The 20,775-nt window shown below is 46.6% G+C and carries 14 protein-coding genes; 10 read left to right on the top strand and 4 right to left on the bottom strand.

Annotated features, from left to right (window positions below):
* Positions 1-81 precede the first annotated feature (81 nt).
* The 6 genes from rimP to typA are packed head-to-tail and all read left to right on the top strand — an operon-like array spanning position 82 to position 8,001.
* The gene (rimP, locus tag A9236_RS08885; RefSeq protein ID WP_071465144.1) at positions 82-573 is read left to right on the top strand and encodes a ribosome maturation factor RimP; all 492 of its coding nucleotides are present in this window, start codon (positions 82-84) and stop codon (positions 571-573) included.
* Positions 570-2,051: a transcription termination factor NusA gene (nusA, locus tag A9236_RS08890; RefSeq protein WP_071465019.1), complete on the top strand. Its 1,482-nt coding sequence runs from the start codon at positions 570-572 to the stop codon at positions 2,049-2,051. The genes rimP and nusA overlap by 4 nt, the downstream gene beginning before the upstream one ends.
* 13 nt (positions 2,052-2,064) lie before the next feature.
* Positions 2,065-4,821, top strand: coding sequence for a translation initiation factor IF-2 (gene infB / locus A9236_RS08895; RefSeq protein ID WP_071465020.1), 2,757 nt, complete (start codon positions 2,065-2,067; stop codon positions 4,819-4,821).
* 10 nt (positions 4,822-4,831) lie between these two features.
* Positions 4,832-5,209 (top strand): 30S ribosome-binding factor RbfA, encoded by a 378-nt coding sequence (gene rbfA / locus A9236_RS08900; protein WP_071465021.1) that lies wholly within the window; start codon positions 4,832-4,834, stop codon positions 5,207-5,209.
* A 2-nt stretch (positions 5,210-5,211) separates the two neighbouring features.
* Positions 5,212-6,123: a tRNA pseudouridine(55) synthase TruB gene (gene truB, locus A9236_RS08905; RefSeq protein WP_071465022.1), complete on the top strand. Its 912-nt coding sequence runs from the start codon at positions 5,212-5,214 to the stop codon at positions 6,121-6,123.
* A 60-nt stretch (positions 6,124-6,183) separates the two neighbouring features.
* Positions 6,184-8,001, top strand: a complete 1,818-nt coding sequence (gene typA / locus A9236_RS08910; RefSeq protein WP_071465023.1) for a translational GTPase TypA — start codon at positions 6,184-6,186, stop codon at positions 7,999-8,001.
* A 50-nt stretch (positions 8,002-8,051) separates the two neighbouring features.
* Here typA and A9236_RS08915 read toward each other — a convergent pair whose 3' ends face one another.
* Positions 8,052-9,230 carry an MFS transporter gene (locus tag A9236_RS08915; RefSeq protein ID WP_071465024.1) on the bottom strand — a complete coding sequence of 393 codons (1,179 nt, stop codon included), beginning with the start codon at positions 9,228-9,230 and terminating at the stop codon, positions 8,052-8,054.
* 66 nt (positions 9,231-9,296) lie between these two features.
* On the opposite strand from A9236_RS08915, the gene A9236_RS08920 reads away from it, so the two are divergent.
* Together A9236_RS08920 and A9236_RS08925 are read left to right on the top strand one after the other, a co-directional pair.
* Positions 9,297-11,654 carry a Tex family protein gene (locus tag A9236_RS08920; RefSeq protein WP_071465025.1) on the top strand — a complete coding sequence of 786 codons (2,358 nt, stop codon included), beginning with the start codon at positions 9,297-9,299 and terminating at the stop codon, positions 11,652-11,654.
* Positions 11,655-11,683: 29 nt separating this feature from the next.
* Positions 11,684-12,511 carry a sterol desaturase family protein gene (locus tag A9236_RS08925; protein WP_071465026.1) on the top strand — a complete coding sequence of 276 codons (828 nt, stop codon included), beginning with the start codon at positions 11,684-11,686 and terminating at the stop codon, positions 12,509-12,511.
* Positions 12,512-12,520: 9 nt separating this feature from the next.
* On the opposite strand, the gene A9236_RS08930 is transcribed toward A9236_RS08925, so the two are convergent.
* From A9236_RS08930 to A9236_RS08940, 3 genes are read right to left on the bottom strand one after another with little or no spacing between them, the layout of a single operon-like run.
* Positions 12,521-13,441, bottom strand: a complete 921-nt coding sequence (locus tag A9236_RS08930; protein ID WP_071465027.1) for a transglutaminase family protein — start codon at positions 13,439-13,441, stop codon at positions 12,521-12,523.
* A 12-nt stretch (positions 13,442-13,453) separates the two neighbouring features.
* The gene (locus tag A9236_RS08935) at positions 13,454-16,042 is read right to left on the bottom strand and encodes a circularly permuted type 2 ATP-grasp protein (protein ID WP_236638807.1); all 2,589 of its coding nucleotides are present in this window, start codon (positions 16,040-16,042) and stop codon (positions 13,454-13,456) included.
* Positions 16,043-16,077: 35 nt separating this feature from the next.
* Positions 16,078-19,527 carry a DUF2126 domain-containing protein gene (locus A9236_RS08940; protein ID WP_071465029.1) on the bottom strand — a complete coding sequence of 1,150 codons (3,450 nt, stop codon included), beginning with the start codon at positions 19,525-19,527 and terminating at the stop codon, positions 16,078-16,080.
* Between the two features lie 187 nt (positions 19,528-19,714).
* On the opposite strand from A9236_RS08940, the gene A9236_RS08945 reads away from it, so the two are divergent.
* Together A9236_RS08945 and scpB are read left to right on the top strand one after the other, a co-directional pair.
* Positions 19,715-19,930 carry a hypothetical protein gene (locus A9236_RS08945; protein WP_071465030.1) on the top strand — a complete coding sequence of 72 codons (216 nt, stop codon included), beginning with the start codon at positions 19,715-19,717 and terminating at the stop codon, positions 19,928-19,930.
* 35 nt (positions 19,931-19,965) lie between these two features.
* On the top strand, positions 19,966-20,754 hold the full coding sequence (gene scpB / locus A9236_RS08950) for a methylmalonyl-CoA decarboxylase (protein WP_071465031.1): 789 nt from the start codon (positions 19,966-19,968) through the stop codon (positions 20,752-20,754).
* Positions 20,755-20,775 lie beyond the last annotated feature (21 nt).

Raw genomic sequence — 20,775 nt, forward strand, 5'->3', positions numbered from 1 at the left:
ACGTAAGTCGGCCTGTTCTGAATTTCGAGAATATGGGCTTTGAAGCCCATTTTTTTTTGCCATTTTGGTTTGAAGGGTGTTGTGAAAGATCAAAAGATCATCGCTGCAGAGCTAGAAAACTTAGGCTACACGCTAGTAGATATTGAGCGTGAAGCCGGGGGTTTGCTGCGCGTCACAATTGAAAACCCGGATTACGAGCGTTTGATTAATGTTTTGGATTGCGAGAAGGTGAGCCATCAATTGAGCTACGCCTTACCGGTAGAAAACATTCCTTACGAACGTTTGGAGATTTCTTCTCCAGGCTTAGATCGCCCTGTAAAGACGGCGGTTGATTTTGAGCGCTTTGCTGGAATGGAAGTAGATTTGAAGTTGCGTGTTGCTGTTGGCAGCCGTAAGAATTTTCGTGGTGTGTTGCAAGGTTTGCTGAGTGGTGAGTTGGATTCACCTGATGCGAAATTTGGTTTGGTGTTCGAGGGTGCTGATGGTCAGCCCTCTCAATTGGAGTTTTCTTTAGCCGAGGTCGATAAGACCCGGTTGGTCCCTGTTATTGATTTCAAAGGAAGAAAGTCATGAGTCGAGAAGTTCTCATGTTGGCAGACGCCCTAGCGCGTGAAAAGAACGTTGATCAAGCGATTGTGTTTGAGGCACTTGAAATGGCGTTGGCATCAGCCACTAAAAAGCGTTACGCAACTGAAGATGTGGATATTCGCGTATCTATCGACCGTGAGTCTGGTGAATACGAGACCTTCCGTCGTTGGTTGGTTGTTCCTGATGAAGCCGGTCTCCAAGAGCCAGATAAAGAAATTTTGCAATTTGAGGCTAAAGAGCAAATTCCAGATATGGAAGTTGGCGACTACATCGAAGAGCAAATTGAATCATTGGCATTTGGTCGTATTGGCGCACAAGCTGCTAAGCAAGTGATCTTGCAACGCATTCGTGATGCTGAGCGTGAGCAGATTTTGAACGATTACCTTGAGCGTGGCGAAAAAGTCATGACCGGTACCGTGAAGCGTGCCGATAAGAATGGCTTAATTATTGAATCTGGTCGCGTTGAAGCTTTGCTGCGTCGCGATCAAATGATTCCAAAAGAGAACTTGCGTTCCGGTGACCGCGTCCGTGCTTACATCCTTAAAGTGGATCGTGAAGCCCGTGGCCCACAAATTGAACTCTCTCGTACTTGCCCAGATTTCTTGATCAAGTTGTTTGAGAACGAAGTTCCAGAAATGGAGCAGGGATTATTAGAGATCAAGGGCGCTGCTCGTGATCCTGGTATCCGTGCAAAGATTGCAGTGGTTACCTATGACAAGCGTATCGATCCAATCGGTACTTGCGTTGGTGTTCGTGGCACACGCGTTACCGCTGTTCGTAACGAAGTAGCCGGCGAGGCAGTAGATATTGTGTTGTGGTCCGAAGATCCAGCGCAGTTTGTCATTGGTGCCTTAGCGCCAGCACAAGTATCTTCAATTGTGGTTGACGAAGAGCGTCACGCGATGGATGTGGTGGTTGATGAAGAGAACTTGGCAATTGCGATTGGCCGTAGTGGACAGAACGTTCGCTTGGCGAGCGATTTGACTGGTTGGCAAATCAACATCATGACTCCTGAAGAGTCTGCTGAGAAAACTGAAAAAGAAGCTTCTTCTGTACGTCAATTGTTTATGGACAAATTGGACGTAGACCAAGAAGTTGCTGATATTTTGATTGAAGAAGGTTTCAATACATTAGAAGAAGTGGCTTATGTGCCATTGTCTGAAATGTTAGAGATTGATTCATTTGATGAAGATACTGTGAATGAGTTGCGTACCCGCGCACGTGATTCTTTGTTAACGATGGAGTTAGCAAAAGAAGAGCGTATTGGCGAAGTGTCGCAAGACTTACGTTCCCTCGAGGGAATGACCACAGAGTTGATTGCCAAGCTTGCTGACAATCAAGTACATACCCGTGACGACCTTGCTGAATTAGCTGTTGATGAGCTAGTTGAGGCGACACAAATTGACGAAGAAACTGCGAAAACGCTCATCATGAAAGCGCGCGAACATTGGTTTACTTCATGAGAGGAAGTAGTGCATGGCAACAACAGTAAAAGTACTCGCTAAAGAATTAAAACGTACCGCGCCAGACCTCTTGGAGCAGTTGAAGGCGGCTGGTATCGAAAAAGGTTCTGAGGACGATAGCATTACCGAAAAGGACAAAACTGTCCTGCTTGAGCATTTGCAAAAAGCACACGGTAATGTTGATGCAGGTGTACGCAAGAAGATCACATTGATCAAGCGTGAGAGCTCTGAGATTCGTCAGGCTGACTCAGCTGGACGTACTCGCACAGTGCAAGTAGAAGTTCGTAAAAAGCGTGTGTTAGTTAAGGCAGGCGAAAAAGCCCCTGAAGAAACTCCAACACCAGCTAAAGAAACTGCACCTGCACCACCAGCTAAACCAATTCTTTCTGAGGAAGAATTAGAGAAACGCGCAGCGGAAGCTACTCGTCAAGCTGAGTTATTGGCTCGTCAAGAGGCAGAAATGAAGGCGGCTGAAGAGGCGCGTCAAAAAGAAGCGGCTGCACCTGCTCCTGAAAAGGAAGTAAAGCCAGTTGACGCTGCACCAGATGCTGCTGCTGAAGCTGCTGAGAAAAAGGCGCAGGCAGATAAAGCTTCCAAGGAATTGGCTGCAAGTAAAGAAAAAGAGTTGGCGGATATTCGTGTGCGTCGTGCTGCTGCTGAAGCTGAAGCTTTGGCAATTCGCGACATGATGAGTGCCCCAGCCCGTGTGCTTAAAGCGCCGAGCGAAATTGCTGCTGAAGAAGCGAAAAAAGGTACATTGCACAAACCTGCTAAAGCAGAAGGTGCTGATGACAAGAAGAAGGCCGTTGCTAAGGTTGGCGGTAAAACAATTAAGTCCTCTGAGACATCCTCTACTTGGCAAGAAGAAGGCGCTAAGAAACCGGGTGGTTTGAAGACGCGTGGCGATAGCTCTGGTGGTGTTGGTGGTTGGCGTTCTGGTGGTGGTCGTAAAAAACAGCGTCAAATCGCTGAAGCGAACGTTGACACTAACTTCCAAGTTCCAACTGAGCCAGTAGTGCGTGACGTACAAGTGCCAGAAACGATTACGGTTGCTGAGCTTGCTCATGCAATGGCAGTCAAGAGTGCAGAAGTGATTAAGCTCCTGATGGGCATGGGTCAAATGGTCACCATTAACCAAGTGCTCGATCAAGATACAGCCATGATCATTGTCGAAGAAATGGGTCATAAAGCACACGCAGCAAAATTGGATGATCCAGATTTAGACTTGGGTACTGATGGCCATGATGCTGAGTTGTTGCCACGTCCTCCAGTAGTGACAGTGATGGGTCACGTTGACCACGGTAAAACCTCTTTGCTCGATAAGATTCGTGCAGCAAAAGTAGCCACTGGCGAAGCTGGCGGTATTACCCAGCATATTGGTGCCTATCACGTTGAAACTCCACGTGGCATGATTACTTTCTTGGATACTCCGGGTCACGAAGCATTTACTGCAATGCGTGCTCGCGGTGCTAAGGCAACTGATATTGTGATCTTGGTAGTTGCGGCTGATGACGGCGTGATGCCGCAAACTAAAGAAGCAATTCACCATGCGGTAGCTGGTGGCGTGCCTTTGGTAGTGGCAATCAATAAGATTGATAAACCTGAAGCCAATGCAGATCGCGTTAAAACAGAATTGGTTGCAGAGCAAGTTGTGCCAGAGGAATATGGTGGCGACGTGCCATTTATTCCGGTATCTGCAAAAACAGGTGAAGGCATTGATGCGCTTTTAGAGAACGTACTCTTGCAAGCAGAAATCTTGGAACTCAAAGCTCCTAAAGATGCTCCTGCACAAGGCTTAGTCATTGAAGCCCGTTTGGACAAAGGTAAGGGTCCTGTTGCAACCATCTTGGTTCAATCTGGAACGCTCAAGCGTGGCGATATGTTGTTAGCCGGTTCAACCTTCGGTCGCGTACGCGCTATGTTGGATGAAAACGGTAAACCCTGTAACGAAGCTGGCCCATCTATACCTGTTGAAATTCAAGGTTTATCTGAAGTTCCTGCGGCTGGTGAGTCAGTGCAAGTGGTTCCTGATGAGCGTAAGGCTCGTGAGATTGCACTTTTCCGTCAAGGTAAGTTCCGTGATGTGAAGTTGGCTAAGCAACAGGCATTCAAACTTGAAACCATGATGGAAAACATGGAAGAGGGTGCGATTGAAGCTAAATTATTGCCATTGATTATTAAGGCTGACGTACAAGGCTCTCAAGAAGCGTTGGCACAATCTTTAATGAAGCTATCTACACCAGAAGTGAAGGTGCAAATCGTCCACGCTGCTGTGGGTGGTATTACCGAGACTGACGTGAACTTAGCGGTTGCTTCTAAAGCGGTGATCTTTGGTTTTAACTCTCGTGCAGATGCTGCAGCGCGTAAGTTAGCTGAGAACAACGGTGTTGATATTCGTTATCACAACATTATTTATGACGCAGTTGATGAAGTGAAGCTCGCCTTGAGCGGTATGCTGACTCCGGATAAGAAGGAAGAGATCACCGGCTTGGTTGAAATTCGTCAAGTCTTCCTAGTGTCTAAGGTTGGCGCAATTGCGGGTTGCTTAGTAGTTGATGGTGTCGTTAAGCGCACCTCTAGTGTTCGCCTCTTGCGTGACAACGTAGTGGTATGGACTGGTGAACTCGACTCTCTCAAGCGCTTCAAAGATGACGCAAAAGAAGTTCGTGCCGGTGTTGAGTGCGGCCTGTCATTAAAAGGCTACAACGACATTAAAGAAGGTGACCAATTAGAAGTGTTTGAAGTGACTGAAGTCGCTCGTTCACTCTAATAGGTAATTCATGCATAAGACCAGCCCACATCGTAACCAGCGTCTTGCTGATCAAATTCAGCGAGACCTGGCCGAGCTGATTCCGCGTGAATTGCGCAGCCCTAGTTTGGGTTTGATTACCTTACAAAGTATCGAACTCTCTCCCGACCTAGCGCATGCCAAAGTGTTCTTCACCGTATTGGGTGCAGAGCCTGAGCATGCCTTGAAGGCGCTTCAGGAAAAAGCAGGTTACTTGCATTCTCTATTATTTAAACGTTTGCATATTCACACTGTGCCAACTTTGCACTTTCACTATGACAGCTCAGTAGAGCATGGCATAGAGATGTCTCGATTGATCGATCAAGCGGTAGATAGTGATCGCGGCGATCAAGAAGACGAGAATAAATAAATATGTCCACGCGTATCGACGGCGTAGTTTTGCTTGATAAACCTGCGGGAATGAGTTCCCAGGGTGCGGTTACTGCCGTCAAGCGCGCATTTAAGGCTGATAAAGCAGGGCACACTGGTACTTTAGATCCGATGGCTACTGGTTTATTGCCAATTTGCCTTGGTGAAGCCACTAAATACTCACAGGATTTACTCGAGGCCGATAAGACTTATGTTGCTCAAGTGAAGTTTGGTGCGCGGACTGATACAGGTGATGCTGAAGGCCTTGTAATCGAAGAGCTTCCTCTGCCTGCTTTTGAGAATGAAGCCGCTATGCGGATAGCCTTAGATGCTTTGTTGCCAACATTTACAGGGCCCATTTCTCAAGTGCCGCCAATGTATTCGGCGCTCAAACGTGATGGCAAGCCTTTATATGAGTACGCCCGTGCTGGTGTTGAGTTAGAGCGCACTGCACGTGATATCACTATTCATAAAATTCGCTGGACCAATATTCAGTGGCCAGAGGCAACTTTAGAAGTATCTTGTAGTAAGGGAACGTATATTCGCGTCCTGGCTGAAGATCTTGGTAAGGCCTTAGGTTGTGGAGCCCATTTGGTTGGGTTGCGCAGAACTGAAGTTGGGCATTTAAATTTAGAGCAGTCTTTCACTATTGAATCCATTCAAAATGCACTGCTTGATAGCTCTAGCTACATTTTGCCAATTGATGCCTTATTGCAGACTCTGCCGCATCTGACGGTTGATGAGCAACAAGCTAAACGTTTGGAAATGGGGCAACGCGTTCCATTGAACTTACCTTCGATCGAGGCTTTGGTACGGATTTATCGTGCTACTGCTGCACCCCATAACTTTATTGGCACTGCTGATTGGCGATCAGGAGTTTTACATCCTAAACGCTTAATTTCTTCAGCCCATTAATATTTTTTATACGAAACACTCATTACCCCTTTTACTTATCATTAACTTTAGAAGCTTCACATGACTAAACGCGCACTTCGTAACATCGCCATCATCGCCCACGTTGACCACGGTAAAACTACTTTGGTTGACCAACTCTTGCGTCAATCTGGCACATTCCGCTCCAATGAAAAAATGACCGAACGTGTCATGGACTCTAACGATCTTGAAAAAGAGCGTGGTATTACTATTTTGTCCAAGAACTGTGCGGTTGAATATGACGGCACACACATCAATATCGTTGATACCCCAGGACACGCTGACTTCGGCGGCGAAGTAGAGCGTGTGCTCTCCATGGTTGATGGCGTATTGCTATTGGTGGACGCGGTTGAAGGCCCAATGCCACAGACCCGTTTCGTAACTAAAAAGGCTTTGGCTCTAGGGTTAAAGCCAATCGTAGTAATTAATAAAGTTGACCGCCCAGGTGCTCGCACTGATTACGTGATCAATGCAACTTTTGAATTGTTTGACAAATTAGGCGCTACTGAAGAGCAGTTGGACTTCCCGGTAGTGTATGCATCAGGCTTGAACGGTTACGCTGGCTTGACTGATGATGTTCGCGAAGGCGACATGCGTCCACTGTTTGATACTGTACTAAAGCATGTTCCTGTACGTGATGACAATCCAGAGGGTCCATTGCAGTTGCAAATTACCTCTATTGAATACAGTACCTACGTTGGTAAGATCGGCGTTGGCCGTGTAAATCGTGGAACTGTTAAGCCGTTGATGGATGTGGTGTTCATGGATGGTCCAGATGGAGTGCAACGTAAAGGCCGTATTAACCAAGTATTGAAATTCCGTGGTTTAGAGCGTGAGTTGGTTGATGAAGCTCAAGCAGGCGACATCGTATTGGTAAACGGTATTGAAGATTTGGCGATTGGTACTACGATCTGTGCGCCTGACGTACCAGAAGCGTTGCCAATGCTCAAGATTGATGAGCCAACACTGACCATGAACTTCATGGTGAACACTAGTCCATTGGCTGGTCGTGAAGGTAAGTTCGTTACGAGCCGTCAAATTCGTGAGCGCTTAGACCGCGAATTGAAATCCAATATGGCACTTCGCGTTAAAGAGACTGATGACGATACTGTATTCGAGGTGTCTGGTCGTGGCGAATTGCATCTCACCATCTTGGTTGAAACCATGCGTCGTGAAGGTTACGAATTAGCTGTATCCCGTCCGCGCGTAGTGTTCCACGAAGTAGATGGTGTGAAGATGGAGCCATATGAAAACTTAACGGTGGACTTAGAAGACACGACTCAAGGCGCCGTCATGGAAGACTTGGGTAAGCGTAAAGGTGAATTGCTTGACATGGTTAGTGACGGTAAAGGTCGCACGCGTCTTGAGTACCGCATTCCTGCCCGTGGTTTGATCGGCTTCCAAGGCGATTTCATGACTATGACCCGTGGCAATGGCTTGATGAGTCACACTTTTGATTCCTATGCACCAGCTAAAGATGGCATTTTGGGTGAGCGTCATAACGGCGTATTGATTAGCCAAGATGATGGTGAAGCAGTTGCTTACGCCCTTTGGAAGTTGCAAGACCGTGGTCGTATGTTTGTGAGCCCTGGAGATCCTTTGTATGAAGGTATGGTGATCGGTATTCATAGCCGTGATAACGACTTGGTTGTTAATCCGATTAAAGGTAAGCAATTAACCAACGTGCGCGCATCCGGTACTGATGAAGCAGTTCGCTTGGTAACTCCAATCGCAATGAACCTAGAGTACGCGGTAGAGTTTATTGATGATGATGAGTTAGTTGAAGTAACGCCGAAGAGTATTCGTATTCGTAAGCGCTACCTCAAGGAGCATGAGCGTAAGAAAGCTTCACGCGAGTAATCTGTTTTTGCTTGAGAAGTATTTATGAAGCCACCTACGGGTGGCTTCTTTTATTCTGTCAAATAGAAAATGAAGCCGGCTGCAGGGAACGCAAACCCAATCCAGGCAACAAGGGTCCAACCCCCATAGATATAGGCTGTACTGGCAATGGCCGACCCAATTGCACCACCGGCAAAAAAGATGGTCATATAAAGAGCATTGAGTCTGCTACGAACCTCGGCGCCCAAAAGATAAATGGTGCGCTGACCTAGAACAACATTACTCTGTACGCCAAGATCAAGAATAATTCCAGCTATAACTAGCCATATTAACGATCCTGAGCCGCCGAGCTGTGCAATCAGAAAAGCAATTGCAGCTGCAGCAAGAGAAAAGCCTGTGGCGATTTTGGTATGGCCACGGTCAGCTAATCTTCCAGCAATCGGTGCCGCAATGACCCCTAAAGCACCGGCTAAGGCAAACAGCGCAATACCTTGTTGAGAGAGCTTGAATTGTGGTCCAGCAAGCAAGATTGGAGTGATGGTCCAAAACAATGTAAAGGAAGCAAACAGGGACGCTTGATACAGCGCGCGACGCCTGAGTATGGGTGTATTCCATAAAAGCGTCCACAGTGAAGCAATCAGTGAGAAATAGTGGTGCACAGCATGTGGTTTACGTTTTGGCAGTAATAACCACAGAATCATTGACAGTGCTATCAGCAGGATTGCTGAAGCACCAAAGACTGCTCGCCAGCCAAAAGAGTGGGCAATGAGGCTGGCAATAGGGCGAGCCAACATAATGCCCATGAGTAAGCCACTCATAATGCTGCCAACGGTACGTCCCCGATTTTGTTCAGGGGTAATGTGCGCAGCCATGGGAATGAGCATTTGCACGGAGACCGAGCCAATGCCAATAATGAGCGAAGAAAACAGGAACATTGCTGGGGTCTTGGCTAGCATGGCAATAAATAAGGCAAGGATTCCGCCGCAGATCGTCAATACGATGAGTTTGCGATTCTCAAGGAGGTCCCCAAGCGGCACCAGAAGTATTAAGCCAAGGCAATACCCTAGCTGAGTAAGAGTCACAATAAGACTGGCAGCCGTATCATCCAGACCTATTTCAGGGGCAATTAGGCTAATGAGAGGCTGGGCATAATAGAGGTTTGCAACGATTAATCCACAAGCGCAGGCAAACAGAAAAATCATCCATTTCGGCATGGATTCGCTTGGCTTTGAAGGGTTGATTGTGTTCATGTTCGATAGTTTATTCTCTATCTTTTGGGTTTGCCGAACCCGTTATGTATCTTTCTATAAGTCTTTATGCTGCCTTCAATTGAACAACGTCTTGCCCAAGAACTTTCTGCCAAACCGAACCAAGTAGTTGCAGCAGTAGCACTGCTAGATGAGGGTGCTACCGTTCCCTTTATTGCCCGTTATCGTAAAGAAGCCACTGGTGGTTTAGATGATGTGCAATTGCGTTTACTCGAAGAACGCTTAAGCTACTTGCGTGAGCTTGAGGATCGTCGTAAAACGATTGTTGCCTCGATTGAGGAGCAGGGCAAGATGACCCCGGAATTACTCAAGGCCATCATGCTGGCTGAAGATAAGACTCGCCTGGAAGATCTCTATCTACCCTATAAGCCTAAGCGCAGAACGAAGGCGCAGATTGCTTTGGAAGCTGGTCTAGAGCCGTTAGCAAATGACTTGCTGGCTAATCCAAATCTGGATCCCGAAACCGAAGCAGCAAAATATATCAAAGAGCCGTTCAAGATCGATGACACGGATAATCCGGGGGTAGTTGACACTAAAGCTGCTCTGGAAGGCGCACGTCAAATCTTGATGGAGCGTTTTGCAGAAGATGCTGCCCTAGTTCAGTCCTTAAGAGTCTACTTGCAAGACCATGGTGTCGTGGAGTCCAAGGTTATTGCTGGCAAAGAGCAGGAGGGTGAGAAGTTTGCAGATTATTTTGATTACTCTGAACCGATTAAGGCGATTCCATCACATCGTGCCCTAGCCTTGTTCAGAGGCCGCCGTGAGCAAATGCTGATGGTGAATTTGCGTTTAGATACTGAAGCAGAAAAGCCCAAGTGGGATGCTCCGCACAATCCATGTGAAATGCGTATTGCTAATCACTTTAAGATCAAAAATGAGGGGCGAGCAGCAGATGCTTGGTTAGCTGATACGGTGCGTTGGACTTGGCGTGTGAAGTGTTCCTTGCATTTGGAGTCAGAACTGATGACTGCTTTACGTGAACGCTCAGAAACTGAAGCGATTAATGTCTTTGCGCGCAATTTAAAAGATCTTCTGCTGGCTGCGCCAGCTGGCCCAAGAGTAACCATTGGCCTAGACCCAGGTATGCGTACTGGTGTGAAGGTGGCGGTAGTAGATGCCACAGGCAAAGTAGTGGATACCGATGTGGTTTATCCGCATCAACCAAAAAATGATTGGACAGGATCGCTGCTGACTTTAGCTAAATTGGCTGAGAAGCATAAAGCCAGCTTAATTTCGATTGGAAACGGCACTGCATCTCGTGAAACCGACAAACTCGCACAAGATCTGATTAAAGCAAAACCAGAATTAGGTCTCACGAAGATTGTGGTCTCTGAAGCAGGGGCATCGGTTTATTCTGCATCCGAATATGCCTCAAAAGAATTGCCAGGCATGGATGTGTCTTTACGCGGCGCTGTATCGATTGCCCGCCGATTGCAGGACCCTCTGGCAGAATTGGTGAAGATCGATCCCAAATCAATTGGTGTTGGTCAATATCAGCATGATGTGATGCAGACCCAGTTAGCAAAATCTCTAGTGGCAGTAGTGGAGGATTGTGTGAATGCAGTAGGAGTTGATGTGAATACTGCCTCAGCGCCCTTACTTGCGAGAGTTTCAGGATTAAGCTCAACCGTAGCCGAAGGTATTGTGGCTTATCGCGATAGCAAGGGTGCATTTCAGTCCAGAATGGAGCTCAAGAGCGTGCCGCGCCTTGGCGATAAGACCTTTGAACAAGCTGCTGGCTTTCTGCGCATCATGAATGGACAAGATCCTTTAGATGCTTCTGCAGTACATCCTGAATCTTATCCATTGGTAGAAAAGATTCTGAAAGATATTCAGAAAGGCGTCAAAGAGGTTATTGGCGATGCCAATCTATTGAAATCTCTTTCACCAGAAAAGTACGCTGATGGCCAGTTTGGCGTCCCAACCGTTACCGATATTCTCAAGGAATTAGAAAAACCAGGCCGCGATCCACGTCCTGAATTTACTACCGCCACTTTTAAAGATGGTGTGGAAAAAATAAGCGACCTGAAGGCCGAAATGATTCTGGAAGGCGTAGTGACTAACGTTGCCGCCTTCGGAGCATTTGTTGATATTGGCGTTCACCAAGATGGTTTAGTTCATATCTCTGCGCTATCCAACACCTTTGTCAAAGATCCCCATTCTGTAGTCAAGGCAGGTCAGGTTATCAAAGTGAAAGTGCTTGAGGTGGATGAGAAGCGTAAGCGGATTGCTTTAACTATGCGCCTTTCAGATGAGGCTCCTAAGGCAGGCCCACACTCAAGCCCAGAACAAAGGGTTGCTAATAAGCCTAAATCTAATGAGTCTAGAAAACCTCATGAGGATAGACGGCAGGCCGCACCAATGAATAATGCGATGGCCATGGCCTTAGCTAAATTCAAGAAATAAATTCTGGATTGCTGCGCTAAGATATTTTCATGGAACAGTTCCTCAATAACAAGCAACTCATTTATTTCCTACCCTTGGTTGTATTTGCCATCTTGGCAGAATCTCTGCTCTATAAGTGGCGTTATCGTAAATCCTACCCTTGGGTTGAAAGTGCCACCTCGCTTGGAGTTGGAATAGGGCATCAGATCACCGGCATTATTAATCGATTATTGATTCAGGGTGTGATGGCTAGCTTCATTTGGCAATATCGCCTTTATACGGTTCCTGAAGCATGGTGGAGATACCCCGCCTTATTTTTAGGCCTAGAGTTTTGTTACTACTGGTATCACCGCGCCTCACATGAAGTATTTCTGATGTGGGCGACACATAGTACTCACCACTCGCCAAATGAAATGACGCTCTCAGCAGCCTACCGTTTAGGTTGGTTGCCGCTTCTTTCCTTTACTTGGGTGTTTTTCTTTCCGCTCGTGTTGATTGGCTTCTCGCCAATCGAGGTATTCACCATGCTCTCCATTAACCTAATGTATCAATTCTGGTTGCATACAAAATTGATTCCAAGATTAGGCTTTCTAGAGGGCATTATTAATACTCCATCAGCACATCGAGTTCATCATGCGAGTAATCCTGCCTACCTAGACAAAAACTATGGGGGGATCCTCATGATTTTTGACAGAATATTTGGAACCTATATTGCAGAAGATTTCAATACCGAGATTGTCTATGGCTTAACGCACCCAAACTATTCCAAAAATCCTGTCAACGTTGTCTTTAATGTCTGGAAGCAATTCCTTAAAGGGGTTGCGCAGAAGAAAACGCTGCGTGAGAAAATCAGGCTCATCTTCTCGGCACCGCAATAAGTCTGAGGACTACTCAATAGGCATTACTGTTACAGCAACATCTAGTGTGTGATCAGCGCCACCATGGATGACACCACGAATAGGGGAGACATCGGCATAATCTCTGCCTTGCGCTAGATGGACATAATCTTCGCCTGGCGTCTCATAGCCCCAGCGGTTATTGGTTGGGTCTAGATCGCACCATAGACCTGAAGATAGCTGACCATTTTCATCTATGCTTGGCACATAGACGGATACCCAGGCATGGGATGCGTCTCCACCAATCAGTCTAGCTTGTCCAGGAGGTGGCTTAGTCAAAATATAGCCACTGATGTATTTAGCAGGTAGACCAATACTGCGTAATGAGGCAATTAAGATATGTGCAAAGTCTTGGCATACACCTTCGCGCTTTGCTAAAGCCTCAAGCGCTGGAGTTCCAATATCAGTGCTCTTGCTGACATAATGAAATTCACCATAGATACGCTGTGTTAAATCAATTGCTGCTTCTAGAATTGGTCTGCCGTTTGTAAAGTTTGCTCTGGCAAATTCAGCAAACTCAGGGCGTAGAGCAATAAATGGGGAGGTGAATAAAAACTCTGAAGCAGCATCCCATTTAGTATTGGAGTGATAGCGAAAATACTCTCGAACCGCTTCCCATGGAGGGGTATCTTCTGGCTTGGGGCCTATATAAACATTGTCATTAGTTTCAATCAAAGACTTGGCAACGATGGAAAGTTCACTATGTCTATTTTGCAGTGAGAAGAATGTGCAAATATTGCCGTAGTTATCTAAATTTTCTTCTGACCAAGCTGGCTTTGGATTGACCTGTATCTCCGTCTTCAAGACTTGCTGCGATCCAGTGGATGCCGGCTTGAGATGGGCAAAATGCTGCGCAATTTCTACGTTGGGGTCGTAAGAGTAATGGGTGTCGTGAGTAATTTCGAGCAGCATGATGGGTAATTGTTATAGCTGAACGCTATATTCATTCGTATGTATTAAATTAAAGTAGCGCGCGCTAATTTCATCAGATACATTCCAGGCGGAATTAGAAACAGAAAGAAGACAGCTTCTTAAATCAGAGAAATTTCCAAAGCCATCTGCCGAGGAGAGGTTCAATAAATCGTAATCTTGTAGATTGGTCACGCTACGAGTGAGCTCGTCTGGATTGTTACGTTCAGTGCCTGCTAATTTCGATAGTCTGGCGCGCAACGCTTTGCTCACCCAGGCTAAAGAGCGAGGATTTTCATCATCTAGAACCAAAAGACTTAAAAGTGGGGCAATCTCGCGGCTTTGTTGATGCTGCGCATGGAAAGTAATCGTACTGTCAAATAAATTGAGGAGTGCCGTATAGCCAGAGCTATCAGTATTGGGATTAAACAGCAGACCCATCTCAATTGCGGTATCTAATACGGTAGTCAAGAAAGACAAGCGCTCAATATGTCGGCCAATCGAGAGAAGTTGCCAGCCATCATCACGTGTCATGCGATCTGTTTGGGCGCCGGTAATTGCCGCTAAAGCGCTGCTCGCTTGCTTTAAGGCGTCAATCGCTAAAGAAGATGAGAAGTCTTGGAAGGTGGTTGCCTTATTGCAGTCTTTTTCAAAGCTCTCAATACAGTGATTGATAGTGCTCCATTGTTCTTGAGAAAGTCGCTCTCGAACTGTTGATGCAGTTCGTTTCATTGCGTTAAGGTTATAGCCTACGCTAGTCACATTTTCTGTGGCATTGAGTGAGTTGATGAGCGTTCTCTCAAAAATACGGTGACGGACATCCCCTTGATCCAGGTTGCTTGGGACACCTTCGGGTACCAGACCATAGTGGTGGGAAAGTTTCTCTAGCCAAGCCCAAAGGGATCTAGAAGGGGTGTATTCACTATTGATATTTTCTAGATAGAGTTTGGCAAGTCGTAAGATATTTTCACTACGTTCTGTATAGCGACCAAACCAGTACAAATTTTCAGCTGCACGACTAGTAACCATCCGTTTGCGCATAACTAATTCTTTTGTCTGGATGGCATGTTGAGGATGGGGTTCTGTTCTCTCCTGCTGTTGATTGTTTTGGACCCAAACATCAGCGCTACTGCCACCTCTTTGCATCGAGGCGATACCTGAATCAGAGCCATCAATACGCGCCAGACCGCCTGGTAATACTTGCCAACTATCTGAACCATTGCTGAGGGCAAAAACTCGCAACATATAAGAGTGTGGCTCAACCAAAGAAGCATCGTTGAGGTTAAATGCATTGAGCCATGTGGGCATTTGAGCGAGAGGAATATAGGTTTGAACGGTGTGTTCATCTGGTTTGCGAGTGATGCGACCAACCCATTCATCTAGTTGCGCTTGTGAGAGGTCGCCACCTAAAGCCGATTCATAATTTTGATGTCCAGAACCATTAGGATAGGTAGGTCTAATAGTGCTGTGACTCAGATTGGGAATGGCTGCCTCTAATGCCACTCTCTCACCACACCACCAAGTATCCATTGCTGGCAATTGAATTTGTTCCCCCAATAGTTTTTCGCTAATGGCTGGCAGGAATCCCAGCAATGCGGGTGATTCCAAGAAAGCCGATCCTGGAGCATTAGCAAGGATGACATTGCCAGCACGAATCACTTGCAATAATCCAGGGACGCCTAAAGTAGAATCTACGCGTAGTTCCAGTGGATCCAAGAATTCATCATCTAAGCGCTTTAGCAAAATATCAACGGGCTCTAAGCCGCGTACAGTTTTGAGATAAAGACCTTGATCTCGCACAGTAAGATCGCCACCTTCTACCAGCGTCAAACCTAAGTAGCGAGCCAGGTATGCATGCTCAAAATAGGTTTCGTTATAAGGTCCAGGCGTGAGGAGTGCAATATGTGCATTAGCGCCAGCAGGATTTTCTAGTTTGAGGGCGTCAATCAGATCTCGATAGGCATTTGCTAGTGGAGCAATTTGCATATGCTCATAGGCGCTGGGAAACTGCCTTGCAATCAGATTGCGATTCTCTAATAAATAGCCTAAGCCAGATGGTGCTTGTGTGCGCTGTGACAAGACAGACCATTTACCATCAGGTGCTCTAGCCAAATCAAACGCAATAATATGGAGGTGCTTGCGATTGTGGAGCTTTGCGCCATGCATAGCTCGTAAGTAACCTGGATGCCCATGAATCAAAGCAGGGGGAATATATCCTTCTTTGAGCAAGGTCTGCGAGCCATAAATATCTTTAATAATTCCCTCTAACAATCGCGCTCTTTGTAGAACACCTGACTGAATTTCTTGCCAAGACTCTGGACTGATGATGAGGGGAAATAAATCAACGGACCATGGACGCTGTGGACCGAATTCATCGGCATAGACGTTGTAGGTAATGCCGTTATCGCGAACTTGGCGGTTCAGCTCGAGTGTGCGTTGATCTAAATCTGAAAGTCCTGAGGGTTCTAGCTGCTCAAAGAATGTTTTCCAGTGCGGTAGGAGGGTAGATGAGTTGCCGCGCAACTCATCAAAATGACCCTCCTTAGCTTTCGGTGCCAGGCGAGCAATCTCATCCACCAGAGAGGGGTTAGGAGTAGATTTCAAAGAATTGGCTTGAGAGGATTCCACAAGCTATTGTCTCATCGACGCATATCGAGCGTAAATGGAAACTCTTTGCTCGCTGCTTGCTCAATATTCGCAGCAACTCCCTCTACTAAGCCTGGTGTGTGACCCATTCGGAAGAAGCGCGAAAGACGACGACTTTCTGCTTCATAGGCGTTTACTGGGAAGGTGTCATAGTTGCGTCCGCCCGGGTGAGCCACGTGGTACTGGCAGCCGCCTACTGAGCGCTTCATCCAGGTATCAATCACATCAAATACTAAGGGAGCATGTACCCCAATGCTTGGGTGCAGGCTAGATGGTGGGTTCCAGGCTTTATAGCGCACACCAGCAACATACTCGCCAGCAATTCCCGTTGGCTGAAGGGGCAAGGGCTCTCCATTACAGGTGATTGTGTAACGGCTTTGATTGAGTCCAGTAACTCGCACTTCAATACGTTCAATCGAGGAGTCTACATAGCGCGCAGTTCCTCCAGCAGCACTTTCTTCACCCATCACATGCCATGGCTCGAGACCATTGCGCAAGGTGATTTCAGTGCCCATCGTTTGAACTTGACCAATAAGTGGAAAACGGAACTCAAGATGCGGCGCAAACCATTCGGGCTTGAAATCATAGCCGTGACCTTGCATTTCTTCGATTACATCATCAAAGTCCATTTTGATGAAAGTCGGTAAGAGGCAGCGATCATGGAGTTCAGTACCCCATCGAGTTGCGGGAGCAAGATAGGGCTCATCCCAGAAGCGGGCAATCAGAGCGCGAATCAGTAATTGCTGAACAATACTCATATGCGCATGTGGGGGCATTTCAAAAGCACGCAGTTCTAGTAGCCCTAAGCGACCAGTTTGGCTATCCGGCGAATACATCTTGTCGATACAGAACTCACTGCGGTGTGTATTACCAGTTACATCAATCAAGATATTACGCAGAGTACGGTCAACTAACCATGGTGGCATGCTTGCACCATATTTCTTGCGATTCTCATGAATCTCTTTAAGTGCTATCTCAAGTTCATAGAGTTGATCATTGCGCGCTTCATCAACCCGTGGCGCTTGGCTCGTAGGACCAATAAACATTCCGCTAAATAGATAGCTTAAGCTAGGGTGGTTATGCCAATACAAAATCAAACTCGCTAAGAGTTCTGGTTTTCGTAGAAAAGGGCTATCAATTGGAGTTGCACCACCCATTACAAAGTGATTGCCACCACCAGTGCCAGTATGACGACCATCCGTCATAAATTTTTCGGCCGATAAACGGGATTCAAAGGCAGCTTCGTATAGGAATTCGGTATGCTCAACCAATTCATTCCAGTTATGCGCCGGATGAATATTCACCTCAATCACACCTGGATCAGGAGTCACCTGCAAGAGCTTGAGGCGAGGATCTCGTGGAGGAGGGTAACCTTCGATGACGATTTGGAATTGCAATTCTTCGGCGGTAGCTTCTACTGCTTCTAATAAATTGAGATAGTCTTCTAAGCGTGCAAGCGGTGGCATAAACACATAGAGGGCACCATTTTTACCGCCATGCTTATTTTCTGCGTCGGGACCGTTAGAGCGCATTGGGTCCCGTGTTTCAACACAGAGTGCGGTGCGAGTAATCCAGGCTGCAGATTCTTGGCGTTGGGGATGACGCACTTCCTGAGATTGACTCCAAATTGTTTTTCCAGTGCCTGATGATTTCAAAGAGGGGCCAGGATTGCCTATGCCAGAAGCAGCAGAGGACCCAGAAATACTCTGGCCTAAACCTTGGTGCTGCTGAATGACTGGCGCAGCAGTTTGTAAAGGTGGTCGTGGAGCAAAGGGATCTTGCTCAATCATGTAGGGGTAGTCAGCCTTGCTAGTCCAGGGTAGGGAATCTAATGGCAGGCGATAGCCCATTGGAGAGTCGCCCGGCAATAAATAGAGACGATCATCGCGATAAAGCCAGGGGCCTGTTTTCCATTGGGTATCAAAGTAATTTTGACCTTGATCTGCCTCGATTGGAAGAACATAGCCAATCACAGAATCGAGTTTTTGAGTAAACACACGCTTGAGACGAGTGCGCTCCATCTCATCATCTAAGTTGGACTTAAATGGATCAACATTGACTGGTAGTTTTGATTCACGCCAGAGGTAATAAAAGACATCTTCATAAGCAGGTTCAATAAACTGATCTGCTAGTCCTAAATTTTTAGAAAGGGTACGTACAAATTTATCGGCATCTTTGCTGGTATACATGATGGGATCACGTTCATCGGCAAAGAGTTTAGGATTCTTCCAAATGGGATGGCCGTCCGCTCTCCAGTAAATGGAAAGAGCCCAACGGGGTAATTGTTCCCCTGGGTACCATTTGCCTTGACCAAAGTGCAAGAAGCCGCCATCGCCGTATTCTTTTCGTAGGCGCTCCACTAGCTCGGTTGCATAACCTCGCTTAGTGGGTCCAAGTGCATCGACATTCCATTCGCGCTCATCACGACCATTGATCGAAACAAATGTAGGTTCACCACCCATGGTGAGGCGTACATCACCAGCCTCTAATTTCTTATCAACCTTGTGACCTAAATCGACAATTGCTTGCCATTGATCTTCTGTATATGGTTTAGTAACTCGCGGAGACTCGTAAATGCGAGTGACTTCCATCGTGTGCTTGAATTCCACTTCGCAAGGATCTACGCCACCTTCAATGGGCGCCGCACCAGAAGGTTCTGGAGTGCAGGCAACCGGGATGTGGCCTTCACCAGCAAAGAGACCAGAGGTAGGATCCAGGCCAATCCAGCCAGCACCTGGCAGATATACCTCGCACCATGCATGCAGGTCAGTGAAATCAACTTCTGTTCCGCTAGGGCCATCCAGTGCTTTGACATCTGGCTTTAGCTGAATTAAATAACCCGATACAAAGCGTGCGGCCAGGCCACATAAGCGTAATAGGTTTACCATCAACCATGCAGAATCACGGCATGAGCCGCTGCGCAAATCCAAAGTCTCATCGGGAGTCTGAACACCTGGCTCCATGCGAATGAGGTAATTGATATCTTGTTGAACTTGTTGATTTAGTTTGACTAAAAAATCAATCGTACGCATTTCACTACGATCAATCGTTTTGAAATACTTATTCAAAGTTGCATTGCGCATTCTTCCGAGGTAAGGGCGCAATTCTTTTTTCAGATCAGAGTTATATGTAAAGGGATAATTCTCTGCATCAGGCTCTAAGAAGAAATCAAATGGGTTGTATACCGCCATCTCGGTAACAAGATCAACCGTTACTTTGAACTTCTTCGTTTTTTCAGGAAAAACCAAACGCGCCTGGTAGTTGGCGTAAGGATCTTGTTGCCAGTTCACAAAGTGACCTTCTGGCTCTACTTTGAGTGAATAAGAAAGAATGTGACTGCGGCAGTGGGGAGCTGGGCGGAGACGGACTACCTGCGGCCCGAGCTCGACCAAGCGGTCATAGTCATATTCAGTAACGTGATGCAGGGCGGCGTGTATTGACATGGCTAAAGTCTATAAGTTCCCCAGAAGGGTGCATTATTGCGGCGCACAAGTTTAGTGCGCCAACAGTCACTATGCCCATTATCGGGCAAAAGGCCACAAAAACAGGGCATTCCAGTCATTTGACCTATTAATAAGGGAATAAGTTGAGGGTGTAGGTCTTTATCTACTTTCTTCAAGAGAGGTAAATATGGTTGTCTATATCACTCGAAATATCATCGCCAGAATGCGCAGAAATGATGGCACTGATAATGGCTGTTATCCATTGCACCCAGGCAAATATGAAGCCAATAAAACGAATGACGGCGCATTAGAGATTTTGCAAAGTACAGGAGAGCCCGTTTATCTACTACCGTTCATTTGGTGGGAAAAGATGGAAATCGGAGATATCTTGATTGCTGCCTAATGAATGGATGGCGAAGACAGGGCGTAAACATAGAAATGAACTATCAATACATTAAAACTGAGCAGGCAGATTTAATCGCTACCATCCGCTTCAATCATTACGGAAAACGCAACGCCCTAAGCGAATGCTTGATTGAAGAGATGCATCATGCGCTCGAGGTATTTGGCAAAGAAGATGTTCGGGTATTAGTACTCAGATCGGATCAAAAGAATAAAGTTTGGTCAGCTGGTCATGATGTCATGGAGTTACCTAGGTCTGAGCGTGACCCTTTGCCAGCCGATGATCCTGTCATGGTATTGCTCAAATCAATACGTGCCTTTCGGGCACCAGTTATTGCGATGGTCGATGGATCGGTTTGGGGTGCCTCTACCGACTTAATTATGAGTTGCGATATTGCGATGGGAGATCATGATTCAACCTTTGCGATTACTCCTGCAAAGTTAGGTCTTCCCTATACTGCGAGCGGTATTTTGCATTTCATGTCACGCATGCCGTTGAATGTCGTTAAAGAAATGTTCTTAACAGCAGACCCAATAGGTGCCGACCGTGCATTACAGATTGGTATCTTGAATCATCTATACGTATCTAGCGAGCTGGAGGCAAAGACTTATCAAATGGCGAGAACGATTGCATCGCGCTCACCACAAGCGAACTCAGTGCTCAAAGCCCAGGCACAAATGCTCTCAGATGCTGCGGTGATGAACCCTGCGGTATTCGAGCATCTTCAGTCCTTGCGCAAGAACGTCTATATGGGTAGCGATTACCGTGAAGGTATTACTGCATTCCTAGAAAAGCGCGATCCCGTCTTTGGTCAAGCCAAGTAGTTAAAATAGGGCTCCAATTCA

It is taken from the genome of Polynucleobacter sp. QLW-P1DATA-2 (assembly GCF_001870365.1).
GTDB lineage: Bacteria > Pseudomonadota > Gammaproteobacteria > Burkholderiales > Burkholderiaceae > Polynucleobacter.

Excerpts from the sequence above, each read along its gene's own strand:
- nusA (WP_071465019.1), top strand. The coding sequence starts at position 570 with ATGAGTCGAGAAGTTCTCATGTTGGCAGACGCCCTAGCGCGTGAAAAG.
- infB (WP_071465020.1), top strand. The coding sequence starts at position 2,065 with ATGGCAACAACAGTAAAAGTACTCGCTAAAGAATTAAAACGTACCGCG.
- rbfA (WP_071465021.1), top strand. The coding sequence starts at position 4,832 with ATGCATAAGACCAGCCCACATCGTAACCAGCGTCTTGCTGATCAAATT.
- truB (WP_071465022.1), top strand. The coding sequence starts at position 5,212 with ATGTCCACGCGTATCGACGGCGTAGTTTTGCTTGATAAACCTGCGGGA.
- typA (WP_071465023.1), top strand. The coding sequence starts at position 6,184 with ATGACTAAACGCGCACTTCGTAACATCGCCATCATCGCCCACGTTGAC.
- A9236_RS08915 (WP_071465024.1), bottom strand. The coding sequence starts at position 9,230 with ATGAACACAATCAACCCTTCAAAGCCAAGCGAATCCATGCCGAAATGG.
- A9236_RS08920 (WP_071465025.1), top strand. The coding sequence starts at position 9,297 with ATGCTGCCTTCAATTGAACAACGTCTTGCCCAAGAACTTTCTGCCAAA.
- A9236_RS08925 (WP_071465026.1), top strand. The coding sequence starts at position 11,684 with ATGGAACAGTTCCTCAATAACAAGCAACTCATTTATTTCCTACCCTTG.
- A9236_RS08930 (WP_071465027.1), bottom strand. The coding sequence starts at position 13,441 with ATGCTGCTCGAAATTACTCACGACACCCATTACTCTTACGACCCCAAC.
- A9236_RS08940 (WP_071465029.1), bottom strand. The coding sequence starts at position 19,527 with ATGTCAATACACGCCGCCCTGCATCACGTTACTGAATATGACTATGAC.
- A9236_RS08945 (WP_071465030.1), top strand. The coding sequence starts at position 19,715 with ATGGTTGTCTATATCACTCGAAATATCATCGCCAGAATGCGCAGAAAT.
- scpB (WP_071465031.1), top strand. The coding sequence starts at position 19,966 with ATGAACTATCAATACATTAAAACTGAGCAGGCAGATTTAATCGCTACC.